20 protein-coding genes are annotated in these 22,732 nt (G+C 69.0%); 7 read left to right on the top strand and 13 right to left on the bottom strand.

The features are described 5' to 3' along the window. Positions 1-46: 46 nt before the first annotated feature. From CJZ82_RS00625 to CJZ82_RS00645, 5 genes are all read right to left on the bottom strand, one after another. Complete coding sequence (locus CJZ82_RS00625; protein WP_094553860.1) at positions 47-763, bottom strand: DUF3887 domain-containing protein; 717 nt, start codon at positions 761-763, stop codon at positions 47-49. A 24-nt stretch (positions 764-787) separates the two neighbouring features. Then, the gene (locus CJZ82_RS00630; RefSeq protein ID WP_094553861.1) at positions 788-2,332 is read right to left on the bottom strand and encodes a CocE/NonD family hydrolase; all 1,545 of its coding nucleotides are present in this window, start codon (positions 2,330-2,332) and stop codon (positions 788-790) included. 36 nt (positions 2,333-2,368) lie between these two features. After that, on the bottom strand, positions 2,369-2,695 hold the full coding sequence (locus tag CJZ82_RS00635; protein ID WP_233129942.1) for a DUF732 domain-containing protein: 327 nt from the start codon (positions 2,693-2,695) through the stop codon (positions 2,369-2,371). 68 nt (positions 2,696-2,763) lie between these two features. Then, the gene (locus tag CJZ82_RS00640) at positions 2,764-3,153 is read right to left on the bottom strand and encodes a DUF4332 domain-containing protein (protein ID WP_094553862.1); all 390 of its coding nucleotides are present in this window, start codon (positions 3,151-3,153) and stop codon (positions 2,764-2,766) included. Next, positions 3,153-3,620 carry a Ycf51 family protein gene (locus CJZ82_RS00645; RefSeq protein ID WP_094553863.1) on the bottom strand — a complete coding sequence of 156 codons (468 nt, stop codon included), beginning with the start codon at positions 3,618-3,620 and terminating at the stop codon, positions 3,153-3,155. Before CJZ82_RS00645 ends, CJZ82_RS00640 begins: the two co-directional genes overlap by 1 nt. A 68-nt stretch (positions 3,621-3,688) precedes the next feature. Between CJZ82_RS00645 and CJZ82_RS00650 the strand changes: the two genes are divergently transcribed. Genes CJZ82_RS00650 through CJZ82_RS00670 form a run of 5 tightly spaced genes read left to right on the top strand, consistent with a single transcriptional unit; the run spans position 3,689 to position 11,506 of the window. Then, positions 3,689-8,233 carry a translocation/assembly module TamB domain-containing protein gene (locus CJZ82_RS00650; protein WP_094553864.1) on the top strand — a complete coding sequence of 1,515 codons (4,545 nt, stop codon included), beginning with the start codon at positions 3,689-3,691 and terminating at the stop codon, positions 8,231-8,233. A 16-nt stretch (positions 8,234-8,249) separates the two neighbouring features. Beyond that, positions 8,250-9,134: an ROK family protein gene (locus CJZ82_RS00655; RefSeq protein WP_094553865.1), complete on the top strand. Its 885-nt coding sequence runs from the start codon at positions 8,250-8,252 to the stop codon at positions 9,132-9,134. Positions 9,135-9,181: 47 nt separating this feature from the next. Beyond that, a complete protein-coding gene (locus tag CJZ82_RS00660; protein ID WP_094553866.1) occupies positions 9,182-10,501 on the top strand; it encodes a glutamate-5-semialdehyde dehydrogenase in 1,320 nt (439 codons plus the stop codon). Beyond that, positions 10,498-10,908, top strand: a complete 411-nt coding sequence (locus CJZ82_RS00665; protein ID WP_094553867.1) for a dihydroneopterin aldolase — start codon at positions 10,498-10,500, stop codon at positions 10,906-10,908. The genes CJZ82_RS00660 and CJZ82_RS00665 overlap by 4 nt, the downstream gene beginning before the upstream one ends. Positions 10,909-10,912: 4 nt before the next feature. Continuing rightward, a complete protein-coding gene (locus CJZ82_RS00670; protein ID WP_094553868.1) occupies positions 10,913-11,506 on the top strand; it encodes an alpha/beta fold hydrolase in 594 nt (197 codons plus the stop codon). 19 nt (positions 11,507-11,525) lie between these two features. Here CJZ82_RS00670 and CJZ82_RS00675 read toward each other — a convergent pair whose 3' ends face one another. The 5 genes from CJZ82_RS00675 to thrS form a co-directional block, all read right to left on the bottom strand. Beyond that, positions 11,526-13,661, bottom strand: coding sequence for a M3 family metallopeptidase (locus CJZ82_RS00675; protein ID WP_094553869.1), 2,136 nt, complete (start codon positions 13,659-13,661; stop codon positions 11,526-11,528). Positions 13,662-13,716: 55 nt separating this feature from the next. Further along, on the bottom strand, positions 13,717-15,291 hold the full coding sequence (locus CJZ82_RS00680; protein WP_094553870.1) for an NAD(P)H-quinone oxidoreductase subunit 4: 1,575 nt from the start codon (positions 15,289-15,291) through the stop codon (positions 13,717-13,719). 91 nt (positions 15,292-15,382) lie between these two features. Continuing rightward, positions 15,383-16,333 carry a homoserine kinase gene (gene thrB, locus CJZ82_RS00685; RefSeq protein WP_094553871.1) on the bottom strand — a complete coding sequence of 317 codons (951 nt, stop codon included), beginning with the start codon at positions 16,331-16,333 and terminating at the stop codon, positions 15,383-15,385. Between the two features lie 45 nt (positions 16,334-16,378). After that, on the bottom strand, positions 16,379-17,410 hold the full coding sequence (locus CJZ82_RS00690; RefSeq protein WP_094553872.1) for a glucokinase: 1,032 nt from the start codon (positions 17,408-17,410) through the stop codon (positions 16,379-16,381). Next, complete coding sequence (gene thrS / locus CJZ82_RS00695; protein ID WP_233129972.1) at positions 17,407-19,188, bottom strand: threonine--tRNA ligase; 1,782 nt, start codon at positions 19,186-19,188, stop codon at positions 17,407-17,409. The genes CJZ82_RS00690 and thrS overlap by 4 nt, the downstream gene beginning before the upstream one ends. 121 nt (positions 19,189-19,309) lie before the next feature. Between thrS and CJZ82_RS00700 the strand changes: the two genes are divergently transcribed. Further along, positions 19,310-19,684 (top strand): DUF2605 family protein, encoded by a 375-nt coding sequence (locus tag CJZ82_RS00700; RefSeq protein ID WP_233129943.1) that lies wholly within the window; start codon positions 19,310-19,312, stop codon positions 19,682-19,684. Beyond that, complete coding sequence (locus CJZ82_RS00705; RefSeq protein WP_094553875.1) at positions 19,681-20,166, top strand: TM2 domain-containing protein; 486 nt, start codon at positions 19,681-19,683, stop codon at positions 20,164-20,166. Before CJZ82_RS00700 ends, CJZ82_RS00705 begins: the two co-directional genes overlap by 4 nt. Here the strand turns inward: CJZ82_RS00705 and CJZ82_RS00710 are convergent, their stop codons facing one another. The 3 genes from CJZ82_RS00710 to CJZ82_RS00720 form a co-directional block, all read right to left on the bottom strand. Continuing rightward, positions 20,167-20,865 carry a glycoside hydrolase family 104 protein gene (locus CJZ82_RS00710; protein WP_094553876.1) on the bottom strand — a complete coding sequence of 233 codons (699 nt, stop codon included), beginning with the start codon at positions 20,863-20,865 and terminating at the stop codon, positions 20,167-20,169. A 248-nt stretch (positions 20,866-21,113) separates the two neighbouring features. Continuing rightward, positions 21,114-22,130 (bottom strand): tryptophan--tRNA ligase, encoded by a 1,017-nt coding sequence (gene trpS, locus CJZ82_RS00715; protein ID WP_094553877.1) that lies wholly within the window; start codon positions 22,128-22,130, stop codon positions 21,114-21,116. After that, complete coding sequence (locus CJZ82_RS00720) at positions 22,127-22,732, bottom strand: hypothetical protein (RefSeq protein WP_198949594.1); 606 nt, start codon at positions 22,730-22,732, stop codon at positions 22,127-22,129. The genes trpS and CJZ82_RS00720 overlap by 4 nt, the downstream gene beginning before the upstream one ends.

A 22,732-nucleotide genomic window follows, 5' to 3' on the forward strand; every position in this document is an offset into this window, starting at 1 on the left:
CAGGCGAAACGGGAGCTTAGGCCGGCCGATCCTGGGCCCCCATGGCTCAGGGCAACGGGGCGCCGGGCTGGGCGGGATCTTCAGGAAAATCAACGCCGATGATGTGTCCCTCGGGATCAAAGATCACGAAGAGGTTGTCAGTGACCCTCTGGAACTGGGTGGTGACGAGCACCAGCTGCTGGGGTCCCCCTTCACTGGCCACCACGGTTGAGCGCAGGCGCTGAAATGTGCCGGTGAGTTTCTCGAGATTCTTCCAGCGATTGAGCAGATCCTGGGGGCTGATCTCCTCCTGAAGACTCCGGATCAGCAGGCTGCGGGCCTCCACCACCCGGCCCTGGCTGAGAGCCGTGATGAAGTTGTTGGCGATCTGCCTGATCGGCGTGTCCTGCTGATCGAGTTCCCAGCCCAGCAGCCGGCCACGGCCATCGAGCACCAGCACCAGGGGCCGGCTGCCGCTGGTTCCCCTGAGTTCAGCCTCCACCGTGCTGTCATCGACCCCCGTCGACACCTCAGTGATGCGGCTGCCGAGGATGGTCCCCTGCCGCTGCAGACGCTCCCGCACCCGCTCCACCGTGGTCAGCTTCTGCAGGTCGGGAGACAGCAGGTCAAACACGGCCTGACTGTCATTGCGCTTGAGAGCATCGAGCAACACCTGCCCTGCTGCTCTGGCCTGAGCGGGCTGCAGCGCGGAGGTGGCCAGTGCCCCGCCTCCCTGCAGTCCGCAGGCCAGGGCCATCGCCAGCAGAGGGACGCGCAGGTTCACGGAGGTGCGGGCGTTTGGGTCAGCTCAGTCTGCCGGAGAATCAAGCGGCAGCAGGCGCAGCCAGGCATCAGCCAGCTGCAGTTCCAGGGTGATCACCCGGTGGCCCGGACCCACGGGGCCAAGGGGAGCCTCGCCGCTGCCGGGGTTGACGCTCACCTGGGGCCAGGCCGCTGCCGCCAGCGACAGTCGCAGCTGCTCGCCGGGGGCCAGGCTGACCACCAGGGGCTGCAGGTTCAGGCGCCAGTGCTGATGGCGGCGGCAGTGGGGGCCAAGCGCCCGGAGCACCCCGGTGCTCAGCTGCCAGACGCTGCCCTGACGGATCACCGAGAGGGCGCCACAGAGATCGAAACCATCCTGGTCAGCGCTGAGCTCCAGCTCCAGTGCCGGCCGCCCCGCCAGCAGCAGCGGCTCCGCCAAGGGAGTGGTGGTGAAGCAGGCCACATCGGCGCGGGCATCGAGATCGGTGCGGTCCACCAGGCCGGCATCGAGGCCCAGATGGCCGCCCCGGCCAGGAACCGGCCGCCAGGGGTCATGCACCAGCCAGACGCCGCCGCCGCCCTCGCCCCCAGCGAGCAGGCGGCCCTCGCCGGCATCGACCGCGGCCAGTCCTTCGCTGCGCAGGGCCCAGCGGCGCGGCTCAGCGCCGCCAGCGGCCAGGCCCCGCCAGGGACCAGCGCCAAGATCCGCCACCGCTTCGCGCGGATGGGCCTCCAGACCGTCCCGGTCCCGCAGGTGCCGGTCAAAGAAGGCCAGCTGCAGGCGATCGATGCCCCCCGCCCAGTTCAGATGACTCCAGGCGCCGATGCGCAGCCAGGGATCGGCGCCGGCGGCCTTGGCGCGGGCGCGCAGATCGAGCACCCCGCCCAGGTGGGGGTCATGCCAGCCGCCCACCAGCAGCATCGGCTGGCGCAGCAGACCCTCCGGCGGCTGATGGCGCCTCCAGCCAGCGGGGCGTGCGGGATCCAGCCGCAACCAGGCCAGCCCCATCCCGCCTGGATCGTGCTGCTCCAGCAGCGCCAGGCCATCCCGCAGGAACGTGCCCCCCTCCAGGCTCAGGCGCAGGCGACGCCAGGCGATCTCATCCCCGGCGCGGCGCGCCGTTTCAGCCGCCAGCTGCAGCGCCCAGCCCAGGCCCAGGGCCCACCAGTGGGCGCCCCCCTCGCTGGCCCAGTGCAGCCGCTCATCCAGGCCCGCCATCGCCGGAGCCAGTGCATCGGGCAGGGGGCTGCCGGGGCTCAGCAGCAGTTGGGTGAGGCCCTGATAGGAAAAGCCGTAGGTCCCCACCCGGCCGTTGACGTAGGCGAGGCTGCGCACCCAGGCCAGGGCCACGGCGCCATCGGCCGCCTCCTGGGTAAAGCCGCTGAACACGCCGGTGGAGTCACCCCGGCCACGCACGTCCTGCACGGCCACCGCATAGCCCTGGCTGGCGTACCAGCGCGGATGGGCATAGGTCACGGTGGAAGCGATGGCCCGCCCGTAGGGCTGACGCATCAGCAGCAGCGGCCAGCGTCCGGGCCGCGTCGGTTTCCAGACCCTGGTGGCCAGCCGCACCCCGTCGGGGCAGGGCATCCACTCCTCGAGAAGCTCAGTGTCCAGCGGAGCGACTCAGCGCACGTCAGGGCAGTGAAGCCCGACCACATAGGTGGTGAGGATCTCGGCATCGGTGGAGCTCAGACCCTGGCTCTGGGCCACCATGGCCACCGCTTCCGGCGAATTGGAACTGACGCCGCGGCTGTTGAGCTGGCGCAGATCACCGCAGATCCGTTTGGCCAGCTGAGGGTTCTGCTTGACCGACTCCAGCAGTTGTGAGGCCGCCTGCAAAGGAGTGAGCTGCAGCCCGGCAGCGATCAGCCCGGCCAGAGCAGCCAGGGCGAGCTGACTGAGGACCGGCAGCCGTTTACGTGGTTTGGAGAAAAGAGAGAGAACAGGCAAGGACCGTCCACCGCAGGGGTGATCCATCCATTTGACGGTCTCCGAGAGACCGGTTGGAGCAGTCCTGGTCAGTTTGGTGGGCGACCGGTGGCCCGCCGTGCCGCGGCGATCCAGGCGCGCACCTGGGTGGCATCGGGCGACGGCAGCGCGGATCCTGTCAAAGAGCGCTGCAGCCGGCCCAGCTGGCGCAACAGTTGCTGGGGGGATGCCTCGGCCAGCCCGGCCGAACTGGCGATGCCCGCATAGAGGAGCAGAGCGGCCTGCTCAGGCGCCAGACCCAGCTCACTGATCAGACGTGCCTGGCCCCGCAGCTTGATCAGACGCTGCTCTGAAGCGCCGCAGCGGGCCAGGCGCCGCAAAGCCAGATCGCTCTGGGCGGCCAGCGCCGGCCAGTCCTTCAGACCGGCCAGGCTCAGCTGGCTCTGCTCAGCGCTGAAGTGGGCGTGAAGCACAAGCATCAACGCAGCACCTTCACCGCGCCGTCATCGAGGCTGCGGGTGGCCTCCGCCAGCACCACCGGCCGACTGACGCCGGCGCCGGCTGACTCGACCCGTCGCAGGCGCACATGCACCAGCCCATCAGCACTGCTGCGGCCGCTGCTGCGCAGGTTGAGGGCCAGCTGCTCCACCGTGGGGGCGTAGGCCTCGGCGGGAAGATCAGCCGTTGCAGCGGCGATCACCAGGTTGCTGCCGTTGTCGAACACCAGCGGCACGGTCACTGCCCCCTCCACCTGGGTGCGTGGCGTGTAGCTGATGGCGAAGGCCAGACAGGAGAGCGAAAGCAGGGCCGTGAAGCTGGTGACCCCCACCAGCCGGAAGCGGAATCCCCAGCCCATGACGAAGGCCACCACCATCCACACCGCCAGCGCGCCACTGGCGGCCCCCAGCCAGAGCCCGGCTTTGAGCGACAGCGGATCGACGGGCATGACGGCTGGAGCAATAGGGGAAGTCCCTTTATATTGCGGCGGCCTCAGGCGGTGACAGCGACGAGCCGATGGGGTCCCCGTCTTCGCCTGAAACGGGAACCCAGTCCCGGAGTCGCCGCCAACGACTACTGCTGGCTGCCGCCCTCGGGGGAAGCGCAGGGCTGGCGGGAGCCTGGTGGGGTTCCGATCACCTGGCTCGCCGGGTTTACGACAGCTGGCGGCCAAGGCTGCAGGTGCTGATCGGACGGGGGCTGGGCCACCCCGTCCAGCTCGGTCCCTATGAAGGCCTCAGGCCCTGGGGGCTGAACATCGGCCCCAGCCGTGTCCTGAGCGGGCCAACCGACAGCTCAAGCCTGCGCCTCGACGGGATCGGGGTGAACCTGGACCCCCTGGCCAGCCTGGTGGAGCGGGCACCGGTGCTGGAGCTGCGGCCCAGGGGCGCCCAGCTCAGCCTGATCCCCAACGCCCGGGGGCAGCTATGGGTGTTCGGGGGGGCTGGAGACAGGCCCCCGCCAAGACTCACTCTCAAGATCCTGCTGGAGCAGCCCGCCCGGCTGCAGCTGGGCTCCGGCGCTCTCGACCTGAAGCTGCAGGGCCGAGCCGGAGTGAGGCTCCACAACCGCAGCGTCGACTGGCGCGCCACTGCCAGGGAAAGGGCCGGCAACGGCCGCGCCCTGGCGCGCGGTTCTGCCAACTGGCGCAGTGGCGCGGTGAAGCTCGGCCTCGACCTGCGTCGCTGGGAGCTGGCCCCGCTGGTCTCTCTGATTCCCCGAGCCCGTCCTCTGCGCCAGCAGTCGCTGAAGGGAACCGCCGACGGCCGCCTTGAGCTGGATCGCCGCCGCGGCAGCACCAGCTGCCGGGGTTCGCTGCGCATCGGGGAGCTGGAGCTGCGGGATCCGCTGTTGCCGGCGCCGCTCCAGGCCAGACGCCTCGCCGTTGGCTGCCGCGGGCAGGAGATCCAGCTGGAGGGGGATCCCTGGCGGATGGCGAACTGGCGCGGCACGGTCAAGGGCTCCCTGGTGCCTGGAAGCCGCTTCGATCTGCGCTTCAGCGCCAGCGATCCCCAGCGCGGCGACCGGCTCGGTCTGGGGGTGAGCGGGCCCTGGCGCCAGCCCCTGCTGGCACTCGATGGCCACATCCCCCTCGGCAAGGGCACCCCCACCAGCCCCCAACCGCTCAAACTCAACGCCCTGATCCGCTCCGACTGGCGCAGCAGCCTCCAGTTGCGGCTCGACAGCCTGCGCCTGCGCTCCGGCCGCTCCGAGATCACAGCCAGGGGTCAGATCTGGCCCCGGCTCGACGTGCGCAGCGAGCGGCTGCAGCTCCATCCCTCCCTCTGGCAGCCGGCGGGAGCCGCGGCCCAGGCCCTGCTGGGTCGCAGCGCCTGGGTGGATGGAGGCCTGCTCCTGGCTGGAACCCTGCGGCAGCCGACCCTGAGCGCCAGCTTTCAGAGGCAGGGGAGCACCCTGCTCAACGTCCAGGCCAGTGCGGGGCCAAGCGAGAGCCGGGCTGGTCCCCTCGGCCGCCTGCAGGCGCGGCTGACGGCCCCCTCCGGCCTCCGCCTGCAGGACACCCTGCTGCTGGGTGCCGCCAGCGCCGATCTGGCCTGGTCCGATGACCAGCTGCGGCTGCTCCGCTTCGAGAGTCCGGAGCTCAGCGGCGATGGCAGCCTTCCGCTGCGCTGGCAGCGCCGGCGCGGCCTGGTGGCAGGTGATCTGGGCCTGAACCTGCAGCTCAGGCCCTACGCCCTGGCCCGGCTCGGCCCCCTGCTGGGCAGCACGCTCAAGGGAGAACTCAGCGCCCGGGGCCGCCTCAGCGGACCCCTCGCGGCCCTCCGTCCCGACTTCTGGCTGTCGGTGCGGCAGCCTGGAAGCGGCCCCCTGCAACTGCTGGAAACCTGGGAAGGGCGGCTCACCGCCCGCAGCGGCGGCGGCGGCGATCTGGCCCTGACGGCACTGGCCCCGGCCCAGCAGGGCAGCCTCAAGGCCAGGCTGAACCGCTCCTGGCTGCCCAGCCAGGTGGAGCTGCGGCGCCAGCAAGGGGTTCTGAGCTTCAGCGGCGATACGCGCCGCTACCGCTGGCAGGCGAGCCGCTTTCCCCTCGGGGGCCTGAAGCTCGCCGCTGGTGGTGCCTCCAGGCCCAGGGCCCTCGACGGACTGCTCAGCGGCAAGGGGGTTCTCGATCTGCAGCCCCTGGCGATGGAGGGCAGCGTGGCCGTGGAGCGTCCGCTGCTGCTGGGGGTGCGCGGGCAGCGGCTGACCGCCTCAGGCCGTTACGCGGCAGGACAGTTCCGCTTCAAGGGAGAACTCACACCTCTGGCCGGCGGAACGGTGGCCCTCAGCGCCGATGGCGAGCGCAAGGGCCGCCTGCGCAGCCGCCTCGAAGGGCGAGGACTGCCGCTGCAACTCTTCCAGGAGCTGGCCCAGGCACTGACGATCTGGAGGGGCGGCAGCCCCCTGGGCAGGGGCAGGGCCAGCGACCTGGGCACCCTGGTGATCGACACCCTCGGCGGCACGATCGATGGCCAGCTCCAGGCTCTGCGCGCGGCCCAGACCAGGCTGGCTGAGTTCCGGGGCCCGACGACCGCCGGATCACGGACACGGCTCGAGGACCTGCGCGGTCTGGTGGATCTCGACATCAGCCTGGCCGGGCCCGATCTGGAGCGCCTCAACCTGGATCTGGGCGCCAAGGGCCACCTCTGGCTGCGGGCCGATGACCGCGACGAGGCCCTGCGGCTCGATCCGTTCCAGGTGCGGCTGGAAGGACCGATCAGGGGAGGAAAGGGGAGCTTCAGCCTCGAGAACCTTCCGCTTGCCCTGCTGGCCCTGGCCACACCGGTGCCCAACAGCCTGCGGGGGGGCCTGAATCTGGAGGGCTCGTATCAGCTGGGATCGGCCTTGCGCAAGAGCGCCTTCCGCACCAGCCTGAGCCTGATCGACGCCAGTCTGAACGGGATTCCGGTGCGGCTCGAGGACGCCACGGTGAGCCTGGATGGAGATGCCCTGGCTCTGTCGGCCTCCCTCAGCAGCGAAGGGGCCGACAGCCGCGTCGCCCTCAGCGGCAGCGTCCCCCTCGATCCCGCTCGGGAGGGGTTGAAGCTGAGGCTCTCCAGCCGCGGCGACGGCCTGCGCTTCATCAGCACCTTGGTGGGTCGCGGGCTGGAATGGCGCAAAGGCAGCGCCGATCTGGAGCTGCTGATGCGGGGCAGCCTGCTCAAGCCGCTGGCCAATGGCTTCCTGCGCTTCCGCGACGGCGAGCTGGTGGTGGCCGGTCAGGAGATCAGCCAGCTCCAGGCCACGGTGCTCTTCGATTTCGAGGAGCTGCTGGTGCAGGAATTCAAGGCCCGCATGGGCGGCCGGGGGGAACTCGATGGCAGCGGTGGCCTCGGCCTGTTCCGCGACACACCGCAGCGCCAACCCCTCAACCTCACAGTCAAAGACGCCCGCATCAAGGCGCCCCGCCTCAACGCCCTCACCAATGGCAGCCTGGCCCTGCGCGGCAGCCTGCTGCGGCCGCTGCTCAGCGGCGAGCTGAGCCTGAGCAAAGGCACGATCAACGGCCAGCCCGGCACCCTGGCCCAGGTGGATGAGAGAGGGGTCCTCCAGCCGAAGCAGGCCCGGCGGCTGGTGGAGGAGTCGTGGAACTTCGAGAAGCCCCTGGTGCTGCTGGGGCCGGAGGTGGAGAGCGACACTGCCCTTGACCTGCGCGATTCGATCCCCCGGGTTCCCCTGCTGCGCCTGAGCAACCTGCGCCTCAAGCTCGGCCCCGATCTGGAGGTGGTGGTGCCACCGGTGGCCAGCTTCAAGACGGGCGGAACCCTGACCCTCAACGGTCCCATCAACCCCAGCCTCAGCGCCAGCGGCGTGGTGCGGCTGCTCGGTGGTCGTCTGAGCCTGTTCACCACCAACTTCACCCTCGATCCCGACGCCCCCAACGTGGCGGTGTTCACCCCGAGCCTGGGCCTGATCCCGTACGTGGACATCGCCCTGCGCACCAGGGTCTCGAACACGCTCAACGTGGGCCAGGGCCGCGAGACCTTCAACGACTTCGACCTGCGGGGCGGTTACACCCCGCTCGATCAGCTCAACCTGGTCAGGGTGGTGGTGACCGTTAGCGGCCCGGCCGACCGGATCGCCGAAACGCTCACCATCCGCAGCTCCCCTCCCCTGCCGGAGGAGCGGCTGGTGGCCCTGATCGGCGGCAATTCCCTCGCCGGACTGAGCGGCGGCAACGCCACGGCAGCCCTGGCCACGGTCTTCGGTCAGTCACTGCTCTCGCCCCTGGTGGGAACCCTCACCAACGCCTTCGGCCAGCGGGTGAGCTTCTCCCTGTTTCCCACCTTCTTCTCCCCTTCCGTGAACGAGGTGGGCAGCAACGCCTCTGGTTCCCGGCAGGAGTCGCGCCGCGCGCCGGCCCAGCTGGTGCTGGGCTCGGAGCTGGGCCTCGACATCACCGAACGCTTCAACTTCTCCGTGCTGGCGGCCCCGAACCGCACCGACATCCCCCCCCAGCTCACCCTGCGCTACCAGGCCAGTGACACCCTGGGCCTGCAGGGATCCTTCGACACCGAAGGGCGCTGGCAAGGCCAGCTGCAGTTGTTCTTCCGCTTCTGAAGGAGCCCACTTGAGCATGGAACTGATCGGCGTGGATCTGGGGGGCACCGCCATCAAGCTCGGCCGCTTCGATGCCAGCGGCGCCTGCCTGGCCGAACTGGAATGCCCCACCCCCCGGCCAGCCCTGCCCGGTGCGGTGTGCACGGCACTGGTGGAGGCCATCACGGCCGTGGATCCGGCGGGCCTGGCCGATCGGGTGGGGATCGGCCTGCCCGGACCGATGGATCGCAGCGGCCGGGTGGCACGGGTCTCGATCAACCTGCCCGGCTGGCACAACGTTCCCCTCGCCGACTGGCTGGAGCCCCAGCTGGGCAGGCGTGTCGTCCTGGCCAACGACGCCAACTGCGCCCTGCTGGGCGAGGCCTGGCTGGGCGCGGCCCGCGGCCGCAGCGACGTGCTGCTGCTCACCCTGGGAACGGGCGTGGGCGGCGCAGCCCTGCTGGAAGGCGAGCTGTTCACCGGCCGCGACGGAGCGGCCATCGAGCCCGGTCTGATCGGCGTGGATCCGGACGGTCCGCCCTGCCGCAGCGGCAACCGGGGCTCGCTCGAGCAGTTCTGCAGCATCACGGGGCTGGGGCGGCTGTGCCCGCTGGACCCCGCCGAGCTCTGCCGCCGCGCCGAAGCCGGGGATGGCGAGGCCCAGGCGGTGTGGGAGCGCTACGGCCGCTGGCTGGGGATCGGCCTGAGTTCGCTGCTCTACGTGCTCACTCCGGAGCTGGTGTTGATCGGCGGCGGCCTCAGTGCCGCAAGCGATCACTTCCTGCCGGCGGTGTGGCGGGAGGTGGAGGAGCGGGTGCTGCCGGAGAGCCGCCGGGACCTGGAGATTCGCCGCTGCGCCCTCGGCAACGGCGCCGGACGGCTGGGAGCCGTGAAGCTGGCCCTGGAAGCTCTGCCGGCCTGAGCCAGGCGCTGTGGCTGAACGGCCGCTACGACTGAAATGATGGATGGATGGCTTCCACTCCGTCCGGCGTCCCCGATCCCAGCCCCGAGCTGCTCAGCCGGGCGGGCGCCGTCCGCCGTGCCGCCATGGCCCTTGGCCAGGCTTCGGATGATCAGCGGCGCCAGGCCCTGAGCGCCATGGCCGAGGCACTGGAGCAGGCCACCGGCACGATCGTGGCCGCCAACGCTGCCGACCTGGAGGCGGCGGCGGCCGAGCAGCTGGCACCGGCCCTGGTGGCGCGCCTCAAGCTCGACGCGGCGAAGCTCTCAGACGCCATCGACGGAGTCCGCCAGCTGGTGGACCTGCCCGATCCGGTCGGCCGCCGCCAGCTCCACACCGAACTGGATCAGGGCCTTGTGCTCGAGCGGATCACGGTGCCCCTGGGGGTGGTGGGGGTCATCTTCGAGGCGCGCCCGGATGCCCTGATCCAGATCGCGGCCCTGGCGATCCGCTCCGGCAATGGTGCCCTGCTCAAGGGTGGGCGCGAGGCCAGCCGCAGCTGCGCCGCGATCTTCACGGCCCTGCAGAAAGGCCTGGCGGCAAGCGCGGTGGATCCGGCGGCCCTCGCCCTGCTCACCACCCGCCAGGAGAGCCTGGGACTGCTCAAGCTCGATGGCCTGGTGGATCTGATCATCCCCAGGGGCTCGAACGAGCTGGTGCGCTTCATCCAGGACCACACCCGCATTCCCGTGCTCGGCCATGCCGATGGGGTCTGCCACCTGCTGGTGGACCGCGCCGCGGACCTTGACCAGGCCCTGCGCCTGGCCATCGACAGCAAGACCCAGTACCCGGCCGCCTGCAACGCGATCGAAACCCTTCTGGTGCATCGCGAAGCGGCTCCCGCCTTCCTGCCGTTGGCCATCGCCGCCTTCGCCGCCATGGCGGTGGAACTGCGGGGCTGCCCCCTGGCCTGTGAGCTGGGGGTGGCGATCGCAGCCAGCGACGACGACTGGGGCCGGGAATTCTCCGATCGGATCCTGGCGGTGAAAGTGGTGGACAGTCTCGAGGAGGCTCTGGAGCACATCGCCCGCCACGGATCCCGCCACACAGACGCCATCTGCACGAACGATCCCGAGGCCGCCCGGCGTTTCCTCGCCGCCGTCGACAGCGCCGGGGTGTTCCTCAACTGCTCCACCCGCTTCGCCGATGGCTTCCGCTACGGCTTCGGCGCCGAGGTGGGCATCAGCACCCAGACCCTGCCACCGCGTGGGCCGGTGGGGCTGGAGGGGCTGGTCACCTACCGCTATCACCTGCGCGGTGAAGGCCACATCGTGGCCGACTACGCCAGCGGCAAGAGCCGATTCACGCACCGCCGCCTACCCCGATGAGCCTTCCGGCCAAGCCACTGCCCCCATCCCTATCCGGCCGTGAGGCGATCCATGTGCGCGGGCTGCGGCTCTGGGCACACGTGGGTGTGCTGGAGCAGGAAAGGGAACTGGGCCAGTGGTTCGAGCTGGCCTTCAGCCTCTTCCACGACCTGGGCCCTGCGGGCCGAAGCGATGATCTGGCCCTCAGCCTGGATTACGGCCTGGCGATCCAGGCCCTGCAGGAGCAGGCGCGGCAGGTGCGCTGTCTCACCCTCGAGCACTACGCCGAGCGGATCATGGAGCGGATCGAGCAGCTCTACGGCCTCGTGCCCCAGCACGTGATCCTGACCAAATGCGCCGCCCCGGTGAGCGGCTTCAGCGGCCTGGTGCAGGTGGAGCGCTGGCGCCATCTGCCCGCGGCAGACTGAGCTGATGACCGTCCCACCTCTGGTGCTGGTGCATGGGCTCTGGGATTCGCCCCGCCTGTTCCGGCGCCTTGAGCAGCAACTGGCGGGAGCCCGCGATCCGCTGCTAGTTCCCCACCTGAGTCACCGGCTCGGTACCACCCCCCTGCTGGACCTGGCTGAGCGGCTGGGCAAGGCCATCGAAGCGAAGTTCGGAGCCGAGGAACCGATCGATCTGCTCGGCTTCTCAATGGGCGGGGTGATCGCCCGTTGCTGGTTGCAGCTGCTCAGCGGAGAGAAGCGCACCCGTCGTTTCATCAGCGTGGCCAGCCCGCAGCAGGGCACGCTCACGGCCCAGCCCTGGCCGGCGTTCCTGCTGGGGGGGATCGCCGACATGAAACCGGGCAGTCCGCTGCTGCGCCGACTCAACGACGATCCCCACGCCCTGGCCGGGGTGGAGTGCTTGAGCCTCTATACCCCCACCGACCAGGTGGTGGTGCCGGGCTGGAAGGCGGTCCTGCCATTCGGGCCGGCCAGGACCTTGCCGGTGTGGCTGCACCAGAACGTGCTCAGCGCGCCGGCGTCGCTGGAGGTGATCCAGCGGGAATTGCTGCGCCCCTGAAAACCTCCAGCGACACTGATCAGGCCGCCACCAGACCCGAGTGGCGGATCAGGGCCTCCGCCGAGGGAGCCCGGCCGCGGAAGGCCTCAAACACCTCGGCGGGGCTGCGGCTGCCGCCGAGGCTGAGCACCGTGTCGCGGAAACGGCGGCCTGTGCTCTGAACAGCTGGCTCATTTCCCAGACCCACCTCCTCGAAGGCGCTGAAGGCATCGGCGCTGAGCACCTCGGCCCACTTGTAGGAGTAGTAGCCGGCGGAGTAGCCCCCCGCGAAGATGTGGCTGAAGGCGCACAGGAAGCAGTCCTCCGGGATGGGGGGCAGCACCGTGGTGGTGCGGGCGATCTGCCGGCGCAGATCCTCGGGGCTCAGGCCCGAACCGGGAGTCCAGGCGCTGTGCAGGCGCAGGTCGACCAGGGCGAAGTGCACCTGGCGCAGGGTGGCGCTGCCGCCCATGAACGTGCGCGCCGCCAGCAGCTTGGCGAACTCCTCCTCGGGCAGGGGCTCACCGGACTGCCAGTGCCGGGCCATGCCCAGCAGCGTGGCCCGGTCGTAGCACCAGTTCTCCATGAACTGGCTCGGCAGCTCCACCGCATCCCACTCCACGTGGTTGATGCCGGCCGCCTGGGGCCGCTCGACGGTGGTGAGCATGTGCTGAAGACCGTGTCCGAATTCGTGGAAGAGGGTCTCCACCTCCTCGAAGGTCATCAGGCTGGGAATCTCACCCACCGGCGGACTCTGGTTGCAGATCAGATAGGCCACCGGCAGCACCGGGCGCCCAGTGGCGTCCGTGTGGCGATCCAGGCAGGTGTCCATCCAGGCTCCGCCTCGCTTGCTGCCGGGGCGGCTGTAGGGATCGAGATAGAAGCTGGCGATGGCCTGGCCACTGCCGGTGTCGAAGACCCGGAAGAAGCGCACATCGGCATGCCACACCGGGGCTTCGCCGTCGGCGGCTTCGATGCGGATGCCGAACAGGCGGCCACAGAGAGCGAACAGGCCATCGAGCACCCGCGGCAGGGGGAACCAGGGGCGCAGGGCCTCCCCATGGAGATCGAAGCTCTCGCGCCGCAGCACCTCCGCCCAGAAGCTCACGTCCCAGGGTCTGAGCTCGCCGGCTTCAGGGGCGCCCTGGCGCCCGGCGCAGGCGGCCAGGGCCTGCAGCTCGCGCTCCGCAGCCGGATAGGACGCGGCCCGCAGATCCTCCAGCAGGCGCTCCACCGCGTCCACGGAGTCGGCCATCTTCGAGGCCAGACTCACCTCGGCCCAGTTGGCGTAGCCCAGCCGCACGGCCTGCTCGCCCTTGAGGGTGAGGATGCGCTCGATCAGGGGGCGGTTGTCGAGATCACCGGATGAGGCACGGCTCACCTGGGCTTTGTAGAGCCGCTCGCGCAGGTCGCGGCGGCGGCTGTATTTGAGAAAGGGCATGGCCCGGGGCATGTCCAGCCCCAGCAGCCAGGGACCGGTCTCGGCGCTGGCCTGACTGCCATCGGGCGCGTTCAGCCCCGCCTCCCGCGCCGCCTGGGCCAGCAGCTGGCGCAGGCTGTCAGGCAGGCCCTCCACCTCCTCCGGCGTGTTCAGGGCCAGGGTCCAGCCATTGGTGGCATCGAGCACGTGGTTGCCGAAGCGGGTGGCGAGCTGGGCGAGCTCCTCACTGGCGGCATTGAAGGCCGCCTGGACCTCCCCCTCCAGGGCCACGCCCCGGAGCTGCATCTCCAGCAGTTCGGCCGCGAGGATCCTCTCCTGGGTGGCATCAAGGGGCAGTCGGCCAGCCTTGTGCTGCTCCTGGAGCTGCTCCAGGGCCCGGTACAGCGTGCGGCTCTGACAGGCGCGGTTGCCGAAGGCCACCACGGCCCCTTGCTGACTCTGGTGCGCCTCCCGCAGCTCGGGGCTGTTGCAGACGCCATTGAGATGACTGACCACGCCCCAGCTCCAGCGCAGGCGCTCCCCCAGCCGATGCAGGGGATCCATGACCTCAGCCCAGCCCAGGGGTTCAGAAGAACCCAGGGCCAGCTCCAGGTGCTGCTCCAGCTCGCTCAGACCGGCATTGAGCTCCTCCAGCAGGCCAGGGATCTGCTGGCGCACCTGCTCCGGGGTGATGGCCGGAAAGTCGGGCAGACCCTCGCCGCGCAGCAGAGGGGGCGCAAGCAGGGAGGCGCTCATGGACGTGAACCGCATCAATGGAGCCATTCCAGCGGATCAGCGCCACTACGGCGGTTCAACCGAGAGCGGAAATCCGCCCGATCGCCATCACGCTGGGGTTGCTGAGCCCCTCGGCCAGGGCCGTGGTGGTGGCGCCGTAGAAATCGATCGCCAGGCGGGGCCAGAAGCCGATCGCCAGGGTGGGCACCAGCAGGCAGAGACCGATCACCAGCTCCCGGGGCTTCATGTCGCCCACCACAGCCAGCGCCGGAATTCTGGGTCCGAAGAACACCCTCCGACAGAGCGAGAGGAGATAGACGGGTGTGAGCACCAGGCCGATGGCCGCCAGCACGATCGTGACCACCCGGAAGGGCACGGTGAAACCATCGTTGGCAGTGATTCCCAGGAAGACGGTGATCTCGCTGATGAAGCCGCTCATGCCAGGCAGAGCCAGGGAAGCGAGTGAACTGGCCAGGAAGAAGGCGAAGGTGATCGGCAGCACCTTGGCCAGGCCGCCCATGTTCGGGATCGAGAGGGTCTTGGTGCGCTCGTAGAACACTCCCGTCACGAAGAACATCGAGGCGGCGATCAGGCCGTGGCTGATCATCTGCAGCATCGCCCCGCTCATGCCGAGGCTGTCAATGGCTCCGATGCCGAGCAGAACGAAGCCCATGTGACTCACCGAGCTGCAGGCGATCCGCCGCTTGACGTTGTCCTGGGCGAAGGCGTTGAGGGCCCCGTAGATGATGTTGACAATGCCCAGCACCACCAGGGCCGGCGCCAATTGGACATGGGCGTCGGGCAGCATCTGCACGTTGAAGCGCAGCAGGGCATAGCCGCCCATCTTCAGCAGCACCCCCGCCAGCAGCATCGACACCGGTGCATTGGCCTCACCATGGGCATCGGGCAGCCAGGTGTGCAGCGGGAACATCGGCAACTTCACCCCGAAGCCCACCAGGAAGCCCAGGTAGCAGAGCAGTCCGAAGCTGCCGCCATAGGAGCGCTCGCTCAGCTCCTGCAGGTTGAGAGTGAAGCCATCGCCCCCAAGAGCCAGGGCCAGACCGCTGATCAGGATCAGCAGGGAAGCGGTGGCGGTGTAGAGAATGAATTTGGTGGCGGCGTACTGGCGCTGGGTTCCGCCCCAGATCGCGATCAGCAGGTACACCGGCACCAGCTCCAGTTCCCAGGCCAGGAAGAAGAGAAGAAAGTCCTGGGAGAGGAAGACCAGGGACTGCGCGGAGGCCTGCAGCAGCAGCAGCCCGAAATAGAGCTGGGTCTTGCGATTCACGTTCCAGCTGGCTGCCACCGCCAGCAGGGTGACCAGTCCGCTGAGCACCACCAGGGGGGCCGAGAGGCCATCAGCTCCGAGCGACCACTCCAGGCCGAGCAGGGGGACCCAGGGCACCCGCTCCACCAGCTGCAGGCCGCTCAGTCCACCGTCGAAACGCTGGCTGAACACCCACATCATCAGCAGCAGGTCGGCCAGAAGCACCACCAGGGCGATGGTGCGCGGAGCGCGGGGGTCGGTGCCGTCGCCCGGGAGCAGTGGCATCAGCAGGGCACCCGCCGCCGGCAACAGGGCGATCAGGCTGAGCCAGGGAAAGGACGCAGGCAGGCTGGACGCAACCGTGAGGGGCAGTGTGGCGTCCATTCGAGACTGCGGAGGGGTCGGTTGTAGCCGGATGAACCGGCTTTCGGGCACTGAATGTATCAGTTAGGTAGTTGTACTCATGAGCACCTGCTCAGGGGCGGTCTGGGAGGTCGTGCCAGCGGCTGCCGCTCAGCTGCACCCGCAGTACTTCGGCCCGGGAGGCGACCCCCTCCCGCTCCCAGGCCGACACCATCGCCCGGCTCACGGCAGGGGCATGGTCGGCGCTGGCTAGAGCCAGCAGGCTCGGCCCGGCGCCACTGATCACGCAGCCCCAGGCTCCGGCGTCGAGCGCCGCCTGGCGCACCTGGCGTCCCCCCTGGATCAACCCCCAGCGGTAGGGCTCATGCAGCCGGTCGTGCATGCCGTCGGCGATCAGATCGCCATTGCCGGTGCGCAGACCCTGCAGCAACAGGGTGAGCGAGCCCAGGTTGACAACGGCGTCGGAAATCGGGATCAGCTTGGGCATCACCCGCCTCGCCTCGCTGGTGGAGAGCCGGATGGCCGGAATCACAACCACCGCCTTGACACTCTCCTGCCATTCGCAGCGCACCACCCGCCAACGGTTCGAGGCCGCCCGGGCGGTCATGCAGAGACCACCCAGCAGCGAAGGCACGACATTGTCAGGGTGGCCCTCGATGTCGATGGCCAGCTCCAGCAGCTTCTCCTTGCTCAGGGGTTCCCCCACCAAAGCATTGGCGCCGATCAGGCCGGCCACGATCGCCGTGGCGCTGCTGCCCAGCCCCCGGGCCGGTGGAACCGCCAGCCGCACCCTGGCCTCGAGCGCCACCGGCTGCTGGCCCGCCTCCTTCCAGACCCGCTGGGCCGAGCGGTAGACGAGGTTGTCCGGTCCACCGCGCAGGTGGGCCCCCTCGCTGCCTTCGATCAGCAGATCGAAGCGTTCACCATCCCCCTCGATGCAGCGCAGCTCGAAGCGGTTGTTCAGTTCCAGAGCCGCCCCGAGGCAATCGAAACCTGGACCCAGGTTGGCGGTGGTCGCCGGCACATCCACCTGCACACCCTGCCCGATACGGGGCCTCACCATCACAACCGTTCTGCTCGGGACAGTGTCCCATCCGCCCGAGCGGCCTCAGTCCAGCAGCATCCGCGCCCGGCAGGCGGCACTGAACAGGCCGGCCTCGGGATCGATCAACGCCCGCAGCGGGATCTGCTGCAGCACCGGGGTCAGCCGGCCCTTGGCGGCGAAGGGGCCGAGAAAGGCCTGGGAGCGCAGCTGGGGCAGCAGCTTGGCAGCGGTGCCACCCCCCAGCCAGAGCCCACCGCGGCACAGGCTCTGCAGGGCCAGATCCCCCGCCACGCAGCCGTAGGCAGCCAGCCAGAGATCGAGAGCCGCTGCGGCCGTTGGATCGCCGCTGGCTGCAGCGGTGGCCACCAGTGCCGGCAGATCGGGGCGTTCAGCCTCCCCCTGAAGCTCGGCCAGGGCCCAGGTCGCTGCCGGCTCCGCCAGGCCATGGGGAGCGCCGGACCCGGCCTCGTGCAGGAACCAGCGGAAGACATGGCCCAGGCCGGTGCCACTGACGATCCGCTCGATCGAGACCCGCTCCAGAGACAGATCGTGCTGCAGCCACTGCTTCAGCCGCCACTCCCGCTCCAGCCGCGGCGCGAACTCAGCATGGGCGGCCTCACTGGCCAGCGCGATCAGGCCCTGGGCTCCGGGCACCCCGATGGCCACGCCAAGGCCCGTGCCCGCCCCGAGGATCGCCAGGGGCCCCGGCTGGGCCACTCCCTCTCGCACCACCGCCTGCTGGTGCTCCCCCAGGTGCGGCAGCCCGTAAATCAGCACGGCGAAGTCGTTCACCAGCTCCAGGCGCCTGAGCCCGCACTCGGCCGTCAGCTCCAGCTCGTCCAGCTCCCAGGGCAGGTTGGTCAGCCGCACCAGGCCGTCCTGCACCGGCCCTGCAATCGCCAGACAGCCATGGATTGGGGCCTCGGATCCGGCTGCTCCGCCGGCAATGAACTGGCGGAGCAGGGCCGGGAAGTTGTCCCAGGCAGCTGAGACGAAGCGCTCACAGCGGAGCTGCACCAACTCTCCCGCCTCCAACCGGTAGGTGGCCAGCAGGGTCTTGGTGCCACCGATGTCGCCAGCCAGCAGGGTGGTCAAGATGCCGTCGCCGGCTCCAGGCCCAGGCCGGCCGCACGGGTCTCGCTGGCGGATCGGGCCGCGGCCACCAGGGTCGCGAGCGCCACGCTGCCGAGGTCACCGTCGCGGCGGGAGCGGAGGCTGACGCTGCCCTGCTCCGCCTCCTTGGCGCCGATCACAGCCAGCACCGGAATCTTCTGCTGCTCGCCCTGGCGAATCAACTTGCCGAGGCGTTCGCCGCTGCGATCGATGACGGCACGCACACCCGCGTAGCGGAGCTGGGCCAGCGCCGCTTCGGCATAGGGAATCACCTCATCGGTGACCGGGAGCAAACGCACCTGTTCGGGAGCAAGCCAGAAGGGGAAATCACCGGCATAGTTCTCAACCATGATCCCGAAGAACCGCTCCAGCGAGCCGAAGATGGCCCGGTGAATCATGATCGGCCTCTGGCGGCTGCCATCGGCCGCCACATATTGCAGATCGAAGCGCTCGGGCAGGTTGAAATCGAGCTGAATCGTGGAGCACTGCCACATCCTGCCGATAGCATCCTCGATCTTGATGTCGATCTTGGGGCCGTAGAACGCTCCGCCCCCCTCATCGATCTTGTAGGGCCAGCCCTTGCGTTCGAGAGCCTCGATCAGGCCGGCTGTAGCCAGCTCCCAGACGGCATCTTCACCGATCGATTTCGGCGGACGGGTGGAGAGATTCACCTCATAGGTGTGAAAGTCGAAGCTGGAGAGGATCGTTTCCGTGAGGTTGAGCACCCCGAGAATCTCATCGCCGATCTGCTCGGGCAGGCAGAAGATGTGGGCGTCGTCCTGGGTGAAGCCGCGCACGCGCATCAGCCCGTGCATCACGCCCGGGCGCTCGTAGCGGTAGACCGTGCCCAGCTCGGCCCAGCGGATCGGCAGCTCGCGGTAGGAGCGCAGGGTGCTGGCATAGGTGAGCACGTGGAACGGGCAGTTCATCGGCTTGAGCTGATACTGACGCTCATCCACTGCCATCGGCCCGAACATGCTCTCGCTGTAGAAGTCGAGGTGGCCTGAGGTTTTCCACAGGCTCAGGTCGGCCACGTGTGGGGTGTAGAGCAGGTCGTAGCCAGCCGCGAAGTGGGCCTGGCGCCAGTAATCCTCAATCAGCAGGCGCATGCGGGCGCCGCGGGGATGCCAGAACACCAGACCAGCGCCGGCCTCATCTTCGATCGAGAACAGCTGCAGGTCGGTGCCGAGGCGGCGGTGATCGCGGCGCAGTGCTTCCTGCTTGCGGTGCTTGTATTCGGCCAGCTGCTCCGGCGTCTGCCAGGCGGTGCCGTAGATGCGCTGCAGCTGTGCCCTGTTTTCATCGCCGCGCCAGTAGGCCCCGGCCACGCTCTCCAGTTCGAAGGCTTTGGGATTGAGTTCGCTGGTGTTGGCCACGTGGGGCCCGGCGCAGAGGTCCCACCACTCCTCGCCCAGGGTGTAGAGGGTGATGGGCTCCTGGATCCCCGCCAGGATCTCGAGTTTGTAGGGCTCGTTCTGCGACCTGATGCGCGCCTCCGCTTCCTCGCGGCTGACCTCAAGGCGCTGCAGCGGCAGCTTGCGGGCAATGATCTTGCCCATCTCCTTCTTGATCGCCTTGAGATCGGCCTCGGTGAAGGGCTCGGGATTGTCGAAGTCGTAGTAGAAGCCGGTCTCGGTCCAGGGGCCGATCGTGACCTGGGCGCTGTGGAAGAGCTTCTGCACCGCCATGGCCAGCACATGGCTCATGGAATGGCGAATCCGCAGCAGCTCCGGGCTCTCGCTCGTGCGCGGCAGGCGCATCCGGGTGACTTCGCCTGCCGGGAGCGTCGACGGGGATGGGGACACGGAATCGGGCCAGGCCAGGGTCGATCCTACGCATCGGTTTCAGCCCTGCCGCCCGATCGATTCCTAAGATTGACCGGTGAGTGATCTTCCCTCCACACCGGATTCGACCCCCATGCCGGCCGCCGCGGGCGAGCTGCTCGACCAGCTGCTGGGCTCGCTGCTAGTGGATTTCGACTTCTGGTTCGATCGGGGGCTGCTGTTGCTCCAGCACTGCCCCGAGAGCGTGCTGGCCGCCAGCGAGCAGCAGGCTCTCGCCCAGCGCCTGGTCGACGCCCGCAAGGAACTGATTGCCGCCAGGACCCTGCGCTCAGCCGCACCGGTGAGCATGGCCCTCGACATGCAGGCCATGGCTCCCTGGCACCGCCTGGTGCTGAACGTCTGGACCCTGTCAGCGGAACTGCGCCAGGCCGGTGTGGTGCTGCCCGAGCTGCCTTCGGCGACCCAACCTTGAAACGTCCAGCAGCCTCTGGGATTCGCCAGCAGCGGCGTCAGGTGGCACCCGGCTACCTGCTCTGGGCCTTGGGACTCTTCGGGGTCTGCGGCCTGCAGCGCTTCTATGCCCGCAAACCCCTGAGCGGCACGCTCTGGTTACTCACCTTCGGCCTCTGCTACATCGGTCAGCTGGTGGATCTGTTCCTGATCCCGGAGCTGGTGGATCAGGCCAACCAGCCGCTCCAGCTCCAGGAAGCGCTGGAGGCTCTCGAGGCCGGCGACCCCGCGGATGCCCTGCCGCCGCTGGACCGCCAGCTGCTGGCCCTGGCCAGACGTGCCGGTGCCACTGGCTTCACCTACAACGACGCCTTGCTGGAGTGCCGGCTTCCCCGTGACACCCCCCGTGAACGGGTGCGTGAAGAAATCGAGCGGCTCCTTCACGACGATCTGCTCGACGTGGGCAACGACGAACGGGGCCGGGTGGTTTACCGGGAGCCCTGATCAGACGAGGTCGCCGTCAGCCGTTCGCAGAGTCGGGCGGAGGAGCTGCTCCTTGAAGAAGCGGCGCAGCTGGCCGGCATCCTTCACCGGCTGGCCGTAGGCACTGCCGCCGTGGTGCAAGGGGAAGGACGCCCACTCACCCGCCAGGCGCGCCAACGAATCATCACAGAGCTGGCCCCTGTCGATCGCCGCCAGGGCGCCGCGCTGATCAGCCAGGTAGAGAGCTGCCTGGTCCTGGTTGGCGGGCCCGAAGCCGCGCAGACCAAGACGACGGCTGGCCGCCTCCCAGGTGGCCGGCAGCATCTGGTAGGCCCCGGCCGCGGCACTTGCGTAGCGGTTCACCACCAAGATGTCGGGATGACGCTCCAGGGAGGACACCAGCTCGCCGCCGTAGAGGGTGCGGTAGCCATCGGGGGAACCATTCGCCCAGGTGCCTTCGGCATAGCGGATGGTGGCCAGCAGGGCCCGCCGTTGGCGAGTGAGCGGATAACGAACCGCGGCAGTGGCAGCTGCAGGCCGCGGTTGCGCAGCTGTTGCCGGCTTGGAGGCAAGCGGAGGGGGCGTGGGCAGCGTCGGCGGAACGGCAGCCAGAGCAGCGGCAAAGCGGCTGGAGATCAGCGAAGGCAGGGCCAGCAGCACAGCGGTGCTGCCCAGGGCCTGGATGGTTCTGCGGGTTGCTGATGTTCCATTACCAACCATGCCGTGTCGAATTCACCAAAGTTCGCAAAATTGTGATGGTTGAAACACCTATCCGGCGCTGACTCACAGGCGGGCTGGACAAGAGGAGCGCTGCCGTGCTTCGCCATCCATCCGCCAGGTCCGAAAACTCCGAAGCAGGCACCACCACAGGAGCCCGCCATTCATTCAGCTACCACACCCGTCTGGATCGACAAGCCCCCGCTGACGGGCTGAAAGATCAGTGCCGCTGATCCAGTTCAGGCCAGTGATCAGCGTGCCGGCAGGAATCCCATCGCCGTGCGCACCCGCTCAAGGGAGGCCTCGGCCACCGCGCTGGCACGCTCCCGGCCGCTGCGCAGGACCTGATCGAGGTAGCCAGGCTCGGCGAGGATCGCGTCGTAGCGCTCCTGCAGGGGGCGAAGGGCCTCCACGGCCGCCTCCGCCAGCAGGGGTTTGAACTGGCCCCAGCCCATCGGGGCGCACTGCCGGGCGGCGGCCTCCCGGCCCACCCCGCTCAGCAGCGCATACAGCCCCAGCAGGTTGTCGGCCTCGGGGCGCTCAGGGTTGCCGAACTCCAACCCCATCACCGGATCGGTCTTGGCCCGTTTGATCTTGCGGGTGATCAACTCGGGGGGATCGAGCAGGTTGATGCGGGAACCCTCGTTGGGATCGCTCTTGCTCATCTTGCTGCGACCATCCACCAGGCTCATCACCCGTGCCCCTTCAGCCAGGATCAATGGCTCGGGCACCTTCAGCAGCGGCTGATCTTCGGGTGCGAAGCGGGCGTTGATCCGTTGCTGGGCGATATCGCGCGCCAGCTCCAGATGCTGCTTCTGGTCTTCGCCCACAGGCACTAGATCGGCGTCGTAGAGAAGGATGTCCGCCGCCATCAACACGGGGTAATCCAGCAGACCCACGGAGACGTTCTCGCCCTGCTTGCGCGCCTTCTCCTTGAACTGGATCATCCGCTCCAGCCAGTTCAGAGGCGTGACGCAGTTCAGCAGCCAGGTGAGCTCGCTGTGGGCCGCGACCTGGCTCTGCACAAAGACGCTGGAGCGCTCCGGATCGATGCCGCTGGCCAGGTAGAGCGCAGCGGTGCTACGCGTGTTCTCGGCCAGCTGAGCCGGATCGTGGGGAACGGTGATGGCATGCAGATCCACCACACAGAAAAATGTGTCGTGGTCCTGCTGAAGGCTGACCCAGTTGCGGATCGCTCCAAGCCAGTTGCCCAGGTGCAGTGCACCGGTGGGTTGGACACCGGAGAGAACCCTGGGCCTGCCGCTCACGGTTGCGTCTCAGCCGTTTCGGCGGACGGGAGGGCCGTATCCGGGTTGTCCTGACTGACGACCTCGGCCTGGCTGGTGGCCTGCTCCGGATCCGAGATCACCACCTCGAGCGCCTGTTCAGAAGGCTCGGCAGCCTCCTCGGCAACGAGCTCGTCGGGGGCCTCCATCTCAGGGGCTGGGGCCTGGGGACGGCTGGGCCTCGCGAACGGATCCGGACGGCTTGAGCGACGCTCACCACGGCCCTCGGCGGGGGCTCGCCGGGCCCGTTGCCCGTCGCGGGGGGCTGACTCGTTCCGGGGGGCACCGCCCTGGGCACGGTGCTCCGCGAGCAGGGCGTCCAGTTGACCCTGCTCCAGCAGCTGGGCCACGGTGCGGATCGAGAAACCCAGAGCCGCTACGGTGGAGCGGAGCTGGAAGGCCTCCTGCACGGCCTGGGCGGCCCGGAGCTCGTTGTCGCTCAGGCGGATGCGAAAGCCTCCGGCATCACGCTCTCGGCCGCCACCACCACCGCCGCCACTGCCGCGTCCGGTCTCGATGCGCCGGGCACGGGCGGGCTGGTCCTGCTCAGGCTGGGGGACTGCTGCTGTGTTTTCGTCGGCCAT

It is taken from the genome of Synechococcus sp. 1G10, from assembly GCF_002252625.1.
Classification (GTDB): domain Bacteria; phylum Cyanobacteriota; class Cyanobacteriia; order PCC-6307; family Cyanobiaceae; genus Regnicoccus_A.